We start from the raw sequence: 15,557 nt of genomic DNA, 5'->3' as shown, positions 1-15,557 counted from the left end.
TTATTCCTCCTCGACGCCGTATTGCCGGTCGAGCCGGTTCATCCGCCAGGCATAGAAGAAGATCAGCGCCAGGAAGACGAGGATCGACCCCTGCTGCGCGAACCAGAAGCCCAGATCGGTGCCGCCGACGCCGATCCAGCTGATCAGCGGCCGCAGGATGATGCCGAAGCCGAATGAAACGGTGGCCCAGATGACGAGGCAGATGGTGATGATCCGCACATTCGCGGACCAGTAGGCCTTGTCATCCTTGGTCATCGTCGTTGGTGGATGATGTGTCGTGTGATCCGACATGCGGGCTCCTCCCGTCGTTGCGTGGATGGCGGCCCTCACGCGTTCCTCCGGCCGCCGGTCTTGGTCGTCGCTCAGGCCGTCTCGTGTCGCCGGACGATCTCCGACAGGGCCTGGGCGACGTCGTCGATCGCGCCCATCGCGGGCACGCGCTCCAGCGTGCCGCGGGCGCGGTAATGGTCGATCAGCGGCGCGGTCTCGGCGTGGTAGGCGGCGAGCCGCGAGGCCACCGTTTCGGCGGTGTCGTCGGCGCGCCGCTTGAAGGCGGTGCCGCCGCAGGCGTCGCAGACACCGGGGGTGGCCGGGCGCTTGAAGCTGTCGTGCCAGCCTTCGCCGCAGGTGGCGCAGGTGTAGCGGCCCGAGATCCGCTCGACCATCGCCGCGTCATCGACCTCGAGGCTGATCACCGCCGAGACCGACTGCCCCCGGCGGGCCAGCAGCCCGTCGAGCGCCTCGGCCTGCGCCGTGGTGCGCGGAAAGCCGTCGAGGATGACGCCCTGGGCGGTATCGGGCCGGTCGAGGCGGTCGTCGAGGATGGCGATGACGATCTCGTCGGAGACGAGCCCGCCCGCTTCCATCACCTCTTTCGCCCGGGCCCCGGCCTCGCTGCCCTCGGCCACGGCGGCGCGCAGCAGGTCGCCGGTGGACAGCTGGACGAGGCCGAAGCGCTCTTCGAGCCTGCGCGCCTGCGTGCCCTTCCCGGCCCCCGGGGGGCCGAGGAGGATGAAGGCGGGCGCTTGCGCCGGGGTGTTCCTGCCGTCCATCGGCCTCACCCCCGGTTCATGCGGTTGTCGATCAACTCGTCCACCACGGAGGGGTCGGCGAGCGTCGATGTGTCGCCGAGGCTGCCGTAATCGTTCTCGGCGATCTTGCGCAGGATGCGGCGCATGATCTTGCCCGAGCGGGTCTTGGGCAGGCCCGGCGCCCACTGGATCAGGTCGGGGCTGGCGATCGGGCCGATTTCTTGCCGGACCCACTGGCGCAGCTCGCGGCGGAGCTCCTCCGACGGCTCGACCCCGTTCATCAGCGTGACGTAGCAGTAGATGCCTTGCCCCTTGATCTCGTGCGGGTAGCCGACGACCGCCGCCTCGGCGACCTTGGCATGGGCCACCAGCGCGCTTTCGACCTCGGCGGTGCCCATGCGGTGACCCGAGACGTTGATCACGTCGTCGACGCGGCCGGTGATCCAGTAGTCGCCATCGGCGTCGCGGCGGCAGCCGTCGCCGGAGAAGTAGTAGCCCGGATATTGCGAGAAATAGGTCTGCTCGAACCGGTCGTGATCGCCCCAGATGGTGCGCATCTGCCCGGGCCAGCTGTCGGCGATGGCGAGCACGCCCTCGGCCTCGGTCTCGTCGATCACGGCGCCCGATTGCGGGTCGAGCACCACCGGCTGCACGCCGAAGAACGGCTTGGTGGCCGAGCCGGGTTTCAGCGCGGTCGCGCCGGGCAGCGGCGTGATGAGATGGCCGCCGGTCTCGGTCTGCCACCAGGTGTCGACGATCGGGCAGCGGCCTTTGCCGACCACCTCGTTGTACCAGTTCCAGGCCTCGGGGTTGATCGGCTCGCCCACCGTGCCCAGCAGGCGCAGCGCGCTCAGGTCATGCTTTTCGACCGGTGCCGCGCCGTGCCCCATCAGGGCCCGGATCGCGGTGGGGGCGGTGTAGAACTGGTTCACCTTGTGCTTCTCGCAGACCTCCCAGAAGCGCGAGGCATCCGGCCAGGTCGGCACGCCCTCGAACATCAGCGTGGTCGCGCCGTTCGCGAGCGGCCCGTAGACGATGTAGCTGTGCCCGGTGACCCAGCCGACATCGGCGCTGCACCAGAATACGTCGCCGTCATGGTAGTCGAAGGTGATCTGGTGGGTCATCGCCGCGTAGACGAGGTAGCCGCCGGAGCTGTGCACCACCCCCTTGGGCTGGCCGGTGGAGCCCGAGGTGTAGAGGATGAAGAGCGGGTCCTCCGCGTTCATCTCGGCGGGCTCGGAATGCTCCTCGGCCTCGGCCATCAGCGCGCCGTAGTCGAAGTCGCGGCCCTCGACCCAAGCGGTCTGGGCGCCGGTGCGACGCACCATCAGGCACTTCACGCCCTCGTTGCAGTGCAGCAGCGCCTGATCGGTGTTGGTCTTGAGCGCCGTCTTGCGGCCGCCGCGCGGCGCCTCGTCGGCGGTGATCACGAGCTTGGCGTCGCAACCGTTGATCCGCGCCCCCAGCGCATCGGGGGAGAAGCCCGCGAAGACGACGGAGTGTATCGCGCCGATCCGGGCGCAGGCCAGCATTGCATAGGCGGCCTCGGGGATCATCGGCAGATAGATGACAACCCGGTCGCCCCTGGCCACGCCGAGGCTTTCGAGCACGTTGGCGAGGCGGCTGACCTCGCGGTGCAGATCGCGGTAGGTGATGTGCTTGGCCGGATCGGCCGGATCGTCGGGCTCCCAGATGATCGCGGTCTGGTCGGCGCGGGTCGCGAGGTGCCGATCGATGCAGTTCTGCGCGACGTTCAGGGTCCCGTCCCGGAACCACTCGATCGAGACCTTGCCGAGGGTGAAATCCGTGTTCTTGACCGCTTCATAGGGCTTGATCCAGTCAAGGCGCTTGCCCTGCTCGCCCCAGAAACCATCGATATCCGTGATGCTTTCGCGATACATCCGCTCATAGGTCTCGGCGTCGATATGCGCGCGGGCCGCCATGTCTTGCGCGGGCGCATGCGCCGCGGTGCCGGGCTTGGCTTCGATATTCATCACGAGCTTTTTCCTCCGGTTCGGGTGCGCTGCGGGTCTCCTCCAAGACCGGCTGGCCGATTGGCCAAAACGTCCCAGCGCACATCTCCTCGATCTCTGGATTACGGATTTCCCGTTAGAAGTCACACAACCTGGAGAGAAGTCGCGGGATTTAGTCAAAGATTTTACATACCCCTTCGAGCATAGTAAATTTCGTTGACAACGAAGGATGACATGATCGGGCAAACGGCCGGTCGGGCTGATATTTCGCGGCTCAGTTGAATGGGGTCACGCTGTCGGGGCCCCTGCTTCGGAGCCTTCAAGGCCGGTGGATAGCGCCGTCACGATCGGTTTCCCCGGCGCCGGGCCCGCAAAAAAAATCGCCGATCGGACGGGCCACCCGCTCGAACGACGAAATGTCCGGGCGATGTCCCGCCCCGGTGACGCGGCCGCCGCTGCGATCCGGCATCGTCTCGGCCCGACTTCCCCAAATCGGTCTTGCTCGGCGTCATGGCCTGTCGCATGCTTCGCATATGGGAGGCGCTCTCGACAGCGTCGCCTTCGAGACCCCGGGAAACGGGGCCGAGCAGTGATGAGGAACCATGCACACAGTAAGCCCGCCCGCGGGCCGCGTCACACGGCGCAAGCTTGTCTGCGCTCTTGGGGCGGGCCTTGCCACGCCGCTCCTGTCAGGCTGTGCCGCCCGCGGCTACGAGAAGCTCCCCCCGCCCACGCGTTCCGGCTCCCGGCTGGATTTCGTGTTTCCCAAGGGGGACAGTTACCTCGACATCACGAATGCGCATACCGGGGAGCGGACGGCCCTGCGGTTCATGAAGAACGGCCGCACCGATCGGCGCGCCCTGCGCCGGCTGGACTGGCTGTTCCGGGACTGGCGCGACGGGGAGGCCCCGAGCATCGACCCGAGGATCTACTGGGGCCTGGCGGCGCTCTCGGATGCGGTGCGGCGGCAGGGGCATTCGGGCCAGATCACCCTGCTCTCGGGTTTCCGCACGCCGCAGACCACGCGGCTCCTGCAAAGCCGGGGGGGCGGCGCCTCCTCCAACAGCTATCACATGAAGCGGCGGGCCGCGGACATCCAGTTCGCGGGCATTCCGACGGAAGAGGTGGCGAACATCGCCGAATGGCTGCAGGTCGGTGGCGTGGGGCGCTACCACGGCTCGGACTTCACCCATATCGACTCGGGGCCGATCCGGACTTGGCGCGGCTGAATTCGCGGTCGTTCCGCGCTACTGTATGCGAAAATAGGAGTTAAAACGGCCGCAGCCTCGATGTCGATGCGGGCCGTGGCTAAGAGGCATTCCGAAAGCTGAACGGGTGTTTTTCGTATCCGGCCCTTGAGCGTGAGGAATTGCCGTCGCCACCGCCTCCTTCAGCGCCGAGGCCTCGGGCCGCAGCTCCCTGACCTTGGGGCTGGTGGCCTGGCGGGCCGTGTCGCCCGCGAGCCGCTTCTTGCCGGCCTCGAGGAACTCCTTCGACCAGCTGTAATAGAGGCTCGTGGCGATCCCCTCGCGCCGGCAGAGCTCGGCAATACTGTCCTCGCCACGCAGCCCATCCAGGACGATGCGGATCTTCTCCTCGGCTGAATGGTGCTTCCGCGTGCGCCGACGGATGCCCTTCACCAGCGAGTCCGCCCTCGGTCTGGCTGTTCCGGGTTTCTGTCTCATCTCCACTCCTCGGTGGTTACGATGAGCCAGAAACCCTCCGTTACAAAATCAGCCTAGATGTCCCAGAGGCGCTGACGGGGGGCAAAAGTGGCCTCAGACCAAACGGCCATCTCCTATGGACGGTGCACTCCACGACGCAACACCAACACGGCCGTTTGTGGAGGAGTGGCATTGCTTGAAGGTCGGCAGGAGCGGCGCCCTCCAGTAACCCCATTCAGAACTATGGAAGTTATTGAAGGTTTCTGGAGACAGGGCGCCTAAAGGCATCTGGATCCTATAAACCCGCAGCCTTAGTGAGGTTCACCCGGAACCGATCCCGATTCCGCTGATATCGACGGGTCATTTCGGCCGAGGCATGGCCGAGCTGCTTCTGGACGTGGCGCTCATCGATCTCGGCCGATGTCGCGAGGCCTGCGCGTAGCGAATGCCCCGCGAACAACGCCCGGCGCTCGGCCTCCGGCAACTCGGGCCGCAGCCCGGTCGCGAGGGCCGTGCGCTGCACCAGCCGGGCGACGTGGCGGTCGTTCAGGCGACGGTCCAGCGCGCGGCTCCCGTCCCGGCTGACGGCCGTGAACAGCGGGCCGAAGTCGATCTTCGCGAAGGCCAGCCAGCGCTCCAGCGCCTGCACCGGGCAGGTCGCGGCGCTGGAGCCCCGTGCGATCTCGATCACGCGCCAGCCGGTCTTGCCGCGCAGCGTGACCAGCACACCGGCCTCGAGGATCTCGACCCAGCCGCTGCCGTCGATGGTGTCGTCCTTGGCCCGATCGAGCCCGACCAGCTCCGAGCGGCGCAGCGCCCCGGCGAAGCCGACCAGCAGCATCGCCCGGTCGCGCAGGCCGCGCAGGTCGTGGCCGAGGGTGGCGAGCATGGCGCGCAGATCGTCGGGCCCGATCGCGGCCTTCTGCACTGGCGGCCGGGCATGACGGCGTCGAATGCCGGCGAGGACGGAGGCGATATGCCGGTCCCGGCGGTCGAGCTGCATCCCGCGCTGCCCGTAGCCCCAGGACAGCCCGGTCAGCCGCCGCTCGATCGAGGCGACTGACAGCGCGCGGGCCTTGCTCGCGTGAGCTGCCCCAACTGAGTGCTCCAAGTTAATTGTTAGTGCATGGTCGGCCTCCGGTCGACGGGCACAATGCTTTCCGGCGCTGGAGGGCGATAGCCCAATGAGCTGTGAGGCCGAACCGTGTTGTAGTGCTTTCGCCATTGCTCGATCAGGATCTGCGCCTCGCGCAGCGTGTAGAAGATTTCCCCGTCGAGCAGCTCGTTGCGGAAGCGGGCATTGAAACTCTCGCAGTAGCCGTTCTCCCAGGGCGATCCCGGTTCGATGAAGGCGGTCTTGGCGCCGACAGTTTCGATCCAGTCGCGGACCTTCGTGGCCACGAATTCGGGGCCATAGCACCTATGGAAGGGAGGCCATGGGCGCCTGCGAAGCCCTCATGTCGCGCAGCAGGTGGCCATGGCCGGGTCTCAGGTCTCTTACGGTGGTGTTGCACACCACCCACCGAAGAGGAGGCCGACCATGACCACGCTCCAGTCTATGCCAACCGACGCCGTCCTTGTCGCCATCGACATCTCGAAGCACCGCCATGAGGTCCTGATCGAAGTGCCCGGTCGGACGCGGCGGCGGCGCCTAACGGTTCTCAATACGCGCCCGGAGCATGACCGGCTGGTTGCTGTTCTGGCCGCCTTCGAGGCCCCGATCGTGGTCGGGTTCGAAGCGACGGGCAATTACCACCGTGCCCTTGCACACCGGCTCCTGGCGGAAGGGTTCGACCTGCGCCTCATCTCCTCGATGTCGCTGGCTCGGACCCGCGAAGCGCTCAACAACGGCTGGGACAAGAATGACCCGCGCGATGCGCAGGTGATCCTGCACATGCTGCGGATCGGGGCCTGCCAGATCTTCCACGATCCGCTCGCTCACGGCATCAACGACATCCAGGAACTGTCGAAGACCCACGACATGGTCTCCCGCGCGAAGACCGAGCTGTGGCATCGGTTGCTGACCCATTACCTGCCGCTCTACTTTCCCGAGGCCGAGCGGTTTCGCGGGAATGCCCGCAGCGACTGGTTTCTCGCCTTTCTCGAAGCCTTCCCGACGCCCTCCACGATCCAACGCCTGACGAAGGAAGAGTTCATCGCGGCCGCCTGGGATGTCATCGGCCGGAAGATCTCGAAGCAGCGTTTGCTCTCAGATGTTTACGAGACAGCCCACAGCTCTGTGGGCCTGCCGGTCGACCCCAGCTCCGACGCCGTGGCCATGTTCCGAATGGTGCTGGCAGAAGGCCGCAGCCTGATCCGCCAGCGCGACCGGATCGAACGGCTCGCCGTCGAGCGGCTGTCCGGGCATGCCGACTACCAACGGCTCATGACCATTCCCGGCATCGGCCCGATCAACGCGCTGACCGTGCTGGCCGAGGCCGGCGATCTGCGCCGCTTCCGACATCATCGCCAGTTCCTGAAGTTCTGCGGCCTGGATCTGTCCACCCATCAGTCCGGCACCTTTCGAGGCCGCACCAAGCTCTCCAAGTTCGGCAACGCCCGGCTGCGCCGGACCTTCTGGATGGCCGGCCAGATCGCAATCCGGCAGCGGGACAACAGCTTCCGGGACAAGTTCGAGCGCTATGTCGAGGCCGATCGGTCCAGCCCGGATCGACGTCGCAAGGCGCTCACAGCCATAGCTGCGAAGATGGCACGCACCGCGCATGCCATCGTCAAACGCGGCTCAGACTACCGCCCCTTCTTCGAGGGGGCGGTCCCAGGCGGAAGGACCCCTCTCTGTCAGGGCCGTGGAGGCGCAACAGCGACCTCGTAGATAATGTTCGGGTCTTCCGCCTGGGTTTGGGATCTCGTCTTCAGGACGGTGAGGGCCAACGACTGGACCCTGTGTTTGCTATGGCAGAGACCTCTGCCTTGACGGTGGAAGCCGCCTGGCTCAGCATTCATCCATCATCGGCACGCGCCGGTGACCAACAATTGCGGCCTGAAACCCGCACAGCCTCCCTTCATAGGACGTTGTCGGAACGGATGAACTCAGGCGGCCCGCGCAGGATGAACAGGTCCGTCAAAGCGTCCACCACGTCGGTGGAGTTGAGCTTCCGATCGACACGGATCATTAGCGCCTCCTTCGTGAACTCATCGATGATATTGAGGATGCGGTAAGCTCGGCCGTCATGCGTCCGGTCCTGGACGAAGTCGTAGGACCACACATGGTTCGGCCGCTCCGGTCGCAGGCGCACGCATGAGCCGTCGTTCAGCCAGAGCCGGCTTCGTTTCTTCTGCTTCTGGGGGACTTTCAGCCCCTCGCGTTTCCAGATGCGCTCGACCCGCTTGAGGTTCACCTGCCAGCCGGACTGCTTCAGCAGCGCCGTGATGGGACGGTATCCGTAGCGGCCATACTGGCGCGCCAACTCGATGATGTCCGCCGTCAGGCGCGCTTCGTCCGGTCGGCCGCGTGGCACCTTTCTCTGCGTGGAGCGGTGCTGGCCCAGCGTGCGGCAGGCGCGGCGCTCGGACACGCCAAGCGCCTGCCGCACATGGTCGATGCACTGGCGTCGGCGCGAGGGGCTCAGAAGTTTCCCCGCGCCGCCTCGGCCAGGATGAGCTTGTCGAGTGTCAGATCGGAGACCGCCCGCCGCAGCCGCTGGTTCTCCTTCTCGAGCTCCTTCAGCCGCTTCAGCTGGCTCCGGCTCATGCCGCCGTATTGCCGGCGCCATCTGTAGTAGCTCTGCTGCGTGATGCCGACTTGGCGCACCGCATCGGCGACCGGCATGCCTTGCCCGTGCAGCACCTCGATCTGCCGCAGCTTCAGCACGACGTCCTCGGGCTTTTCGCGCTTTCCACCCATCGCTTCGTCCTCCTCCTAACGAGATAAATCTATCTCAGTGGGCGGAGCACTCCATTGGGGGCAGAACACGCGGGCTCAGGACCGTGCCGCATCTGTGGTCGATCTGCGAGGACATGCTTGAAGTCTGCCCGCAGGCGATCATGCTGCAATACGTCAACCCGATGGCGATCAATACCTGGGCGATCGGCGCGAAGTATCCGCAACTCCGGCAGGTGGGCCTGTGCCACTCGGTGCAGGGCACCGCGAAGGAGCTGGCCAAGGATCTCGACATCCCTGTTGACGAGATCCGCTACCGTTCGGCCGGCATCAACCACATGGCCTATTTCCTGAACTTCGAGCATCGCCAGCCCGATGGCAGCTTCCGCGACCTCTACCCGGCGCTGAAGCAGGGCTATGCCGAGGGCCGCTTCCCGCACTTCTCGCATTCGCCGCGTTGTCCCAACAAGGTGCGCTACGAGATGATGTCGCGTTTGGGCTACTTCGTCACCGAAAGCTCGGAGCACCACGCCGAATACCTGCCCTACTTCATCAAGCGCGACCGTCCCGACCTGATCGAAAAGTTCGGCATTCCGCTCGACGAATACCCCAAGCGCTGCGTCGAGCAGGTCGAGGCCTGGGAGCGGCAGGCGGCGAAATACCGCGAGGCCGAAAGCATCACGGTGAAGCCGAGCCATGAATACGCCAGCGAGATCATCAACTCGGTGGTCATGGGCCAGCCCAGCGTGATCTACGGCAACATCCGCAATCAGGGCTTCATCCCGCAGCTGCCCGAGGGCTGCGCCGTCGAGGTGCCGGTGCTGGTCGACGCCAACGGGCTTCAGCCCACGGTGGTCACCGACATCCCGCCGCAGCTGATCGCCCTGATGCGCACCAATATCAACGTGCAGGAGCTGACCGTCGCGGCGCTGATGGAGCAGAGCCCTGAGCACATCTACCACGCCGCCATGCTCGACCCGCATACCGCGGCCGAGCTCGATCTCGACCAGATCTGGGCGGTGACCGATGCGCTTCTCGAAGCGCATGGCGACTGGCTGCCCGAGTTCGCGCGGGTCGAGCGGCGCAAGGCGTCGTGACATGAGCCTCCTGTCCGGTCGGATCGTCATCGTCGGCGGCGGCACCGCGGGCTGGCTCGCGGCGCTGATCCTGCGCGATGCGCAACTGCGGGCCGGGCAGGGGGGCGGCGGACAGGTGGGAACGGTCACCGTGGTGGAGACGTCGAAGATCCCGACGATCGGGGTCGGCGAGGGCACCACTGCGGTGTTCCGGCAAATGCTCAAGCATCTCGGCCTCGACGAGGCCGAGTTCATGGCGGCCACCGGGGCCACGGTGAAATACGGCATCCGCCATCGCGACTGGCGGCGGATCGGCCATCACTATGACGGTCCGATCGACGATCCGCACCTCGTGGCCCCGGGCGTGCCGCTGGCGCAGTATGCGTTGGCGTCGGGGCGCCCCCTGACAGAGGCGCACCTGTTTCAGGCGCTGATGGATGCAGGGCGTGCCCCGGTGGCAAGGATCGGAGACCGGCTGGTGCCCGCCGGACCGTTTCACCATGCCTATCACTTTGACCAGGCCCGTGCGGGGATGTGGCTACGCAGCAAGGCGCGCGGCGTCACGCGGATCAATGCGCAGGTCACAGGGGTCCAGACCGGCCCGGCTGGCATCACCATGCTGGCGCTCGAGGATGGACGACGCATCGAGGCCGACCTGTTTCTCGACTGCACCGGGTTCCGCCGGACACTGATCGGGTCGCTCGGAGCCCAGTGGATGGATTACGGCGACGTGCTGCCGGTCAACCGCGCAATGCCGTTCTGGCTCAATCATGACCCAGACACCGAGATCGCGCCATTCACTCTGGCATGGGCGCAAGGCGCAGGCTGGATGTGGCAAATCCCCACCCGTGACCGAATGGGGTGCGGCTATGTCTATTCCGACCTCCATACAACGCCAGATCAGGCACAAGCCGAGATCGAAGCCGCGCTCGGTCATCCGATCGAACCGCGCGCCGACATCCCGATCCGGGCCGGGCGACTGCGGGCACCCTGGCTCGGCAACACCGTCGCACTCGGGCTCGCCTCGTCCTTTCTCGAGCCGCTCGAGGCGACCTCGATCCATGGCACCATCGTCCAGCTGTTGCTGCTCGCGGGTTGGCTCGACGATCCGGAAGGCCGCGCGCGCTACAACGCCGCGCATGCGCGGCAGGTTGACGATTTTCGAGATTTCATCCGCGCGCATTACCTCTCGGAGCGACGTGACACCGGCTTCTGGCGCGACGTGGCCGGCAGCCACCCTGCGGCCCTGACCGATCGCCTTGCCGATTGGGCAAACCGGATGCCCGAGAGATCGGATTTTGCACCTTTCCCGATGCGGTTGCCCCATGTCGAGGAGCAGCTCTGGCGACCGGTGCTGGCGGGTCTCGGGCTTCTCGACCGCGGGGCCGAGAAGCAGGCGCTCGGCTTACGACCCGCAGAGCGACGGGCTACAGCGACACTGCATGGGGAACTCATCGACGAATACCGCAAAGCCTCCCAACGCTGTCTGGGGCATCGGGAATGGCTGGATCTTCTGGAACCGCTCGGTTCAAAGGCCGATGCGGAGCAACTGCAACACTGAGACATCGTCGCGGCCCGGCCGACAGCGGCCGGCAATCCGTGCGCGGCGATCAAGGATCATGCGATGACGACACCCGACTGGATTGCCCTCGACTGGGGCACGACGCATTTGCGAGGCTGGGCGATGAGCGGCTCGGGCGCGGTGCTGGAAGAGCGCGGCTCGGCCAAGGGCATGGGCACGCTGTCGCCCGACCAGTTCGAACCGGCGCTGCGCGAGATGTGCGGCGACTGGCTGGACCGTGGCCCGGTGCCGATGATTGCCTGCGGCATGGTCGGCGCGCGGCAGGGCTGGGTCGAGGCGGCCTATTCGGCGGTCCCGTGCGCGCCGCTTGCGCCGCAGCTGACCCAAGTGCCGGGCGAATTCGATGTGTCGATCATCCCGGGCCTGTCGCAGGCCGAACCAGCCGACGTGATGCGCGGCGAAGAGACCCAGATCGCCGGCTTCCTTGCGCTGAATCCGAACTGGAGCGGCGTGCTCTGCCTGCCTGGCAGTCATTCGAAATGGGCCCAGGTCAGCGCCGGCGAAGTGGTCAGCTTCCGCAGCTTCATGACCGGTGAGCTGTTCGCCGCGCTCTCAGCCCACACCGTCTTGCGGCACTCGTTTCAGGGGACGGCCTGGGACGAGGAGGCGTTCGCCGGCGCGGTGAGCGAGACGCTCTCGCGCCCCGAACGACTGGCGGCTTCCCTGTTCTCGATCCGCGCCGCCGACCTGCTGCACGGGCAAGGGTCAGGCATCGCCCGTGCCCGGCTTTCGGGGCTGCTGATCGGGGCGGAACTCGCTGCCGCCAAGCCCTACTGGCTGGGTCAGCAGATCGGCGTGATCGGCGCCGGTGACCTGGCCGAGCTCTATATTCGCGCGCTTGCGGCCCAGGCCGCTCCCGCCACGCAGGCCGACGCCACCGCGGTCACCCTCGCCGGCCTTACCGCTGCTTGGAAACAAGGGATTACCTCATGACACGCACCCTGATTGCGATCCTGCGCGGCGTGACCCCGGACGAAGCGGTCCCGGTCGCCGAGACGCTGATCGCCGCCGGGATCACGGAGATCGAGGTGCCGCTGAATTCGCCGCGCCCGTTCGACAGCATCCGTACCATGGTTGAGGCCTGTGGCGACCGCGCGATGATCGGTGCCGGCACTGTGCTGACGACCGCGCAAGTGGCCGAGGTCCGCGCGGCCGGCGGCACGCTGATCGTCTCGCCGAACATGGACCCGGAGGTGATCCGCGCTACGGTGAAGCGCGACATGCAAAGCTGGCCGGGGGTGATGACTCCGACCGAGGGCTTCGCCGCGCTGGCCGCCGGGGCCACCGGATTGAAGCTGTTTCCCGCCAGCCTGATCGGTCCCGATGGGCTGAAGGCAATGCGCGCGGTCTATCCGAAGGAGGCGCGGATCTACGCCGTGGGCGGTGCCGGGCCGTCGAACTTCGCCGAATGGCGCCAAGCTGGAGCCCATGGCTTCGGCATCGGCACCGCGCTCTACACGCCCGGTGTTCCGATCGAGGACCTTGCCACCCGCGCCCACGACATCGTCGCCGCCTATGACGAGGCTTACGCTTCATGACTTGCCGAGCCTGCCAATTGACCAGTGACGTGTTCGAGATCGAGGCCGCGCCATTCGGCCTGCCGCTCATCAATCCGCTCGCGCAGGCCCCCGATGCGGGCATGGCGCGCGTCACCCCGCTCTGAAAGGCCCCCCATGAGCTTCACCCCCGCCCCCTGGCCCCGGAAACTGCGTTCGCAGGAATGGTTCGGCGGCTCGTCCAAGGACGCGATCTATCACCGTAGCTGGATGAAGAACCAGGGCCTGCCCGCCGACCTGTTCGACGGCCGCCCGGTGATCGGCATCTGCAACACCTGGTCGGAGCTGACACCCTGCAACGCGCATCTGCGCGATCTCGCGGAGCGGGTGAAGTTCGGCGTCTACGAGGCGGGGGGACTGCCGGTCGAGTTCCCGGTGTTCAGCCCGTCCGAGTCCACCCTGCGCCCTACGGCGATGATGTATCGCAACCTCTGCGCCATGGATGTCGAGGAGGCGATCCGCGGCAAATGCATGGACGGCGTGGTGCTTCTCGCGGGTTGCGACAAGACCACGCCGGCGCTGCTGATGGGCGCGGCCTCGGTCGACCTTCCGGCGATCCTCGTCTCGGGCGGGCCGATGCTCAACGGCCATTTCCGGGGCGAGAAGGTCGGCTCGGGCACGCATCTGTGGCGGTTCTCCGAGGCGGTGCGCGCCGGCGAGATGACCGAGGCCGAGTTCGTCGAGGCCGAGGCCTCGATGAGCCGCTCGCCCGGCTCGTGCAACACCATGGGCACGGCCTCGACCATGGCCTCGATGGCCGAGGCGCTCGGCATGGCGCTGTCGGGCAACGCCGCGATCCCGGCGGTGGATGCGCGCCGTCGCGTCATGGCGCATCTGACGGGGCGGCGCATCGTCGACATGGTCAAGGACGACCTCAAGCCCTCCGACATCATGACCAAGCGGGCCTTCGAGAACGCGATCCGCACCAACGCGGCGATCGGCGGCTCGACCAACGCGGTGATCCACCTGCTCGCCATCGCCGGGCGGGTCGGGATCGACCTGACGCTCGAGGATTGGGACCGTTGCGGCCGCGACGTGCCGACGGTGGTGAACCTGATGCCCTCGGGCAAGCACTTGATGGAGGAGTTCTTCTACGCCGGCGGCCTGCCGGTGGTGATCAAGCGTCTGGGCGAGGCGGGGCTTCTGCATCGCGACGCGCTGACCGTGTCGGGCGGCACGATCTGGGACGAGGTGCGCGAGGTGCGCAACTGGAACGAGGACGTGATCCTGCCGGTGGAGAAGGCGCTCGCGAAATCCGGGGGCATCGCGGTGCTGAAGGGCAACCTCGCGCCGTTGGGCGCGGTGCTGAAGCCCTCGGCCGCCACGCCGTCGCTGATGCGGCACCGGGGCAGGGCGGTCGTGTTCGAGGATATCGACGACTACAAGGCGCGGATCAACGACGAGGATCTCGACATCGACGAGAGCTGCGTGATGGTGCTCAAGAATTGCGGCCCGCGCGGCTATCCGGGCATGGCCGAGGTCGGAAACATGGGGCTGCCGCCCAAGGTGCTGCGCAAGGGCATTACCGACATGGTGCGGATCTCGGACGCGCGGATGTCCGGCACCGCCTATGGCACGGTGGTGCTGCACACCTCGCCCGAAGCGGCGCGCGGCGGACCGCTGGCGGTGGTGCGCTCGGGCGACATGATCGAGCTCGACGTCGCCGCGCGGCGCATCCATCTCGACATCTCGGACGAGGAGCTGGCGGCGCGTCTCGCCGCATGGACGCCGCAGGTGAAGGCCCCCGCCTCGGGCTATGCCAGCCTCTACCACGAGCGGGTGATGGGGCCGGAAACCGGCGCCGATTTCGACTTCCTGGTCGGCTGTCGCGGCAACGCGGTCGGCAAGGAGAGCCATTGATGGCCCACGGCACCAGCCCCCGCAAGATCGCCCTCGTCGGCATCGGCAAGATCGCCCGCGACCAGCACGTGCTGGCCCTGCAGGCAAGCCCCGACTGGGAGCTCGCCGCGACGGTGAGCCGGTCCGGCACGGTCGAAGGGGTCGAGGCGCATCGCGACTTCGACGCCTTCCTCGCGGCGCGTCCCGAGATCGAGGTGATCTCGCTCTGCCTGCCGCCGCAGCCGCGCTTCAACTATGCCAAGAAGGCGCTGCTGGCACGGCGGCACGTGATGCTCGAAAAGCCGCCCGGCCAGACGCTGGCCGAGGTGCTGGCGCTGCAGCGCCTCGCCGCGACACAGGGCGTCACGCTCTATGCCAGCTGGCACAGCCGCATGGCGGCGGGCGTCGCGGCGGCGAAATCGCGGCTGGTCGAGCGGGTGGTGCAGCGCGTGCGCATCACCTGGAAGGAGGATGTCCGCAAATGGCATCCGGGCCAGGACTGGGTATTCGAGCCCGGCGGCATGGGGGTGATGGATCCGGGCATCAACGCGCTGTCGATCCTGACCGAGATCCTGCCCGAAGCGGTGCATCTCGTCGCCGCCGAGCTGGAGCTCCCCGAGAACCGCCACACGCCGATCGCGGCCCGGCTCGATTTCACCGGGGATGTCAGCGCCGTCTTCGACTGGCGGCAGGAAGGCCCGCAGAGCTGGGACATCGAGATCGAGACCAACCAGGGCGCGATCGCCCTGCGCGACGGCGGGGCGCGGCTCGAGATCGACGGGACACCGGCGCCATTGCCGGAACATCCCGGCGAATACCCCGCGCTCTATGCCCGGATGGCCGAGCTGGTGGCGAAGGGCGAGAGCGATGTCGATCTCGCGCCGATGATCCATGTCGCCGATGCCATGACGCTCGGGCGGCGGGTGACCGTCGCGCCGTTCAATTTCTGAATAGGATCAAGAGTAAGTGCGCGTGACCGGGGGAACGGACAGCCG

At 66.9% G+C, this 15,557-nt stretch carries 11 protein-coding genes and 4 pseudogenes; 8 read left to right on the top strand and 7 right to left on the bottom strand.

What is annotated here, in order from left to right; genetic code table 11:
• The 3 genes from O4G76_RS07515 to acs form a co-directional block, all read right to left on the bottom strand.
• Positions 1 to 291 (bottom strand): DUF4212 domain-containing protein, encoded by a 291-nt coding sequence (locus O4G76_RS07515; protein ID WP_269396742.1) that lies wholly within the window; start codon positions 289 to 291, stop codon positions 1 to 3.
• A gap of 71 nt (positions 292 to 362) precedes the next feature.
• Positions 363 to 1,052 (bottom strand): adenylate kinase, encoded by a 690-nt coding sequence (locus tag O4G76_RS07510; protein ID WP_269396741.1) that lies wholly within the window; start codon positions 1,050 to 1,052, stop codon positions 363 to 365.
• A gap of 5 nt (positions 1,053 to 1,057) precedes the next feature.
• A complete protein-coding gene (acs, locus tag O4G76_RS07505; RefSeq protein WP_269396790.1) occupies positions 1,058 to 3,025 on the bottom strand; it encodes an acetate--CoA ligase in 1,968 nt (655 codons plus the stop codon).
• Positions 3,026 to 3,606: 581 nt separating this feature from the next.
• Here acs and O4G76_RS07500 point away from each other — a divergent pair.
• Complete coding sequence (locus O4G76_RS07500) at positions 3,607 to 4,233, top strand: DUF882 domain-containing protein (RefSeq protein WP_269396740.1); 627 nt, start codon at positions 3,607 to 3,609, stop codon at positions 4,231 to 4,233.
• 147 nt (positions 4,234 to 4,380) lie between these two features.
• Here O4G76_RS07500 and O4G76_RS07495 read toward each other — a convergent pair.
• The 3 pseudogenes from O4G76_RS07495 to O4G76_RS07485 all read right to left on the bottom strand — a co-directional run.
• Positions 4,381 to 4,689 (bottom strand): annotated as a pseudogene (locus O4G76_RS07495) (transposase); the annotation flags it as partial.
• Positions 4,690 to 4,963: 274 nt separating this feature from the next.
• Positions 4,964 to 5,749, bottom strand: a pseudogene (locus O4G76_RS07490) (tyrosine-type recombinase/integrase); the annotation flags it as partial.
• 38 nt (positions 5,750 to 5,787) lie between these two features.
• Positions 5,788 to 6,081 (bottom strand): annotated as a pseudogene (locus tag O4G76_RS07485) (transposase); the annotation flags it as partial.
• 127 nt (positions 6,082 to 6,208) lie between these two features.
• Here O4G76_RS07485 and O4G76_RS07480 point away from each other — a divergent pair.
• Complete coding sequence (locus O4G76_RS07480; RefSeq protein ID WP_269396739.1) at positions 6,209 to 7,501, top strand: IS110 family transposase; 1,293 nt, start codon at positions 6,209 to 6,211, stop codon at positions 7,499 to 7,501.
• Between the two features lie 199 nt (positions 7,502 to 7,700).
• Here O4G76_RS07480 and O4G76_RS07475 read toward each other — a convergent pair.
• Positions 7,701 to 8,533: pseudogene (locus O4G76_RS07475) on the bottom strand (IS3 family transposase); the annotation flags it as partial.
• Positions 8,534 to 8,556: 23 nt separating this feature from the next.
• Here O4G76_RS07475 and O4G76_RS07470 point away from each other — a divergent pair.
• The 6 genes from O4G76_RS07470 (at position 8,557) to O4G76_RS07445 (ending at position 15,512) form a co-directional block, all read left to right on the top strand.
• Entirely contained in the window at positions 8,557 to 9,606 is a 1,050-nt protein-coding gene (locus O4G76_RS07470; protein WP_373568018.1) for an alpha-glucosidase/alpha-galactosidase, read from the top strand.
• Between the two features lies 1 nt (position 9,607).
• Positions 9,608 to 11,146 (top strand): tryptophan halogenase family protein, encoded by a 1,539-nt coding sequence (locus O4G76_RS07465; protein WP_269396738.1) that lies wholly within the window; start codon positions 9,608 to 9,610, stop codon positions 11,144 to 11,146.
• Positions 11,147 to 11,209: 63 nt separating this feature from the next.
• On the top strand, positions 11,210 to 12,100 hold the full coding sequence (locus O4G76_RS07460; protein WP_269396737.1) for a 2-dehydro-3-deoxygalactonokinase: 891 nt from the start codon (positions 11,210 to 11,212) through the stop codon (positions 12,098 to 12,100).
• Positions 12,097 to 12,705, top strand: coding sequence for a 2-dehydro-3-deoxy-6-phosphogalactonate aldolase (locus O4G76_RS07455; protein ID WP_269396736.1), 609 nt, complete (start codon positions 12,097 to 12,099; stop codon positions 12,703 to 12,705). The genes O4G76_RS07460 and O4G76_RS07455 overlap by 4 nt, the downstream gene beginning before the upstream one ends.
• 135 nt (positions 12,706 to 12,840) lie before the next feature.
• Entirely contained in the window at positions 12,841 to 14,583 is a 1,743-nt protein-coding gene (gene araD / locus O4G76_RS07450) for an L-arabinonate dehydratase (protein WP_269396735.1), read from the top strand.
• On the top strand, positions 14,583 to 15,512 hold the full coding sequence (locus O4G76_RS07445; protein WP_269396734.1) for a Gfo/Idh/MocA family protein: 930 nt from the start codon (positions 14,583 to 14,585) through the stop codon (positions 15,510 to 15,512). Before araD ends, O4G76_RS07445 begins: the two co-directional genes overlap by 1 nt.
• Positions 15,513 to 15,557: the final 45 nt, after the last annotated feature.

The sequence above is a fragment of the Limimaricola sp. G21655-S1 genome (assembly GCF_027213785.1).
GTDB lineage: Bacteria > Pseudomonadota > Alphaproteobacteria > Rhodobacterales > Rhodobacteraceae > Limimaricola.
Note: the sequence above shows the minus strand (reverse complement) of the source record. Positions and strands in the feature narration are given on the sequence as shown.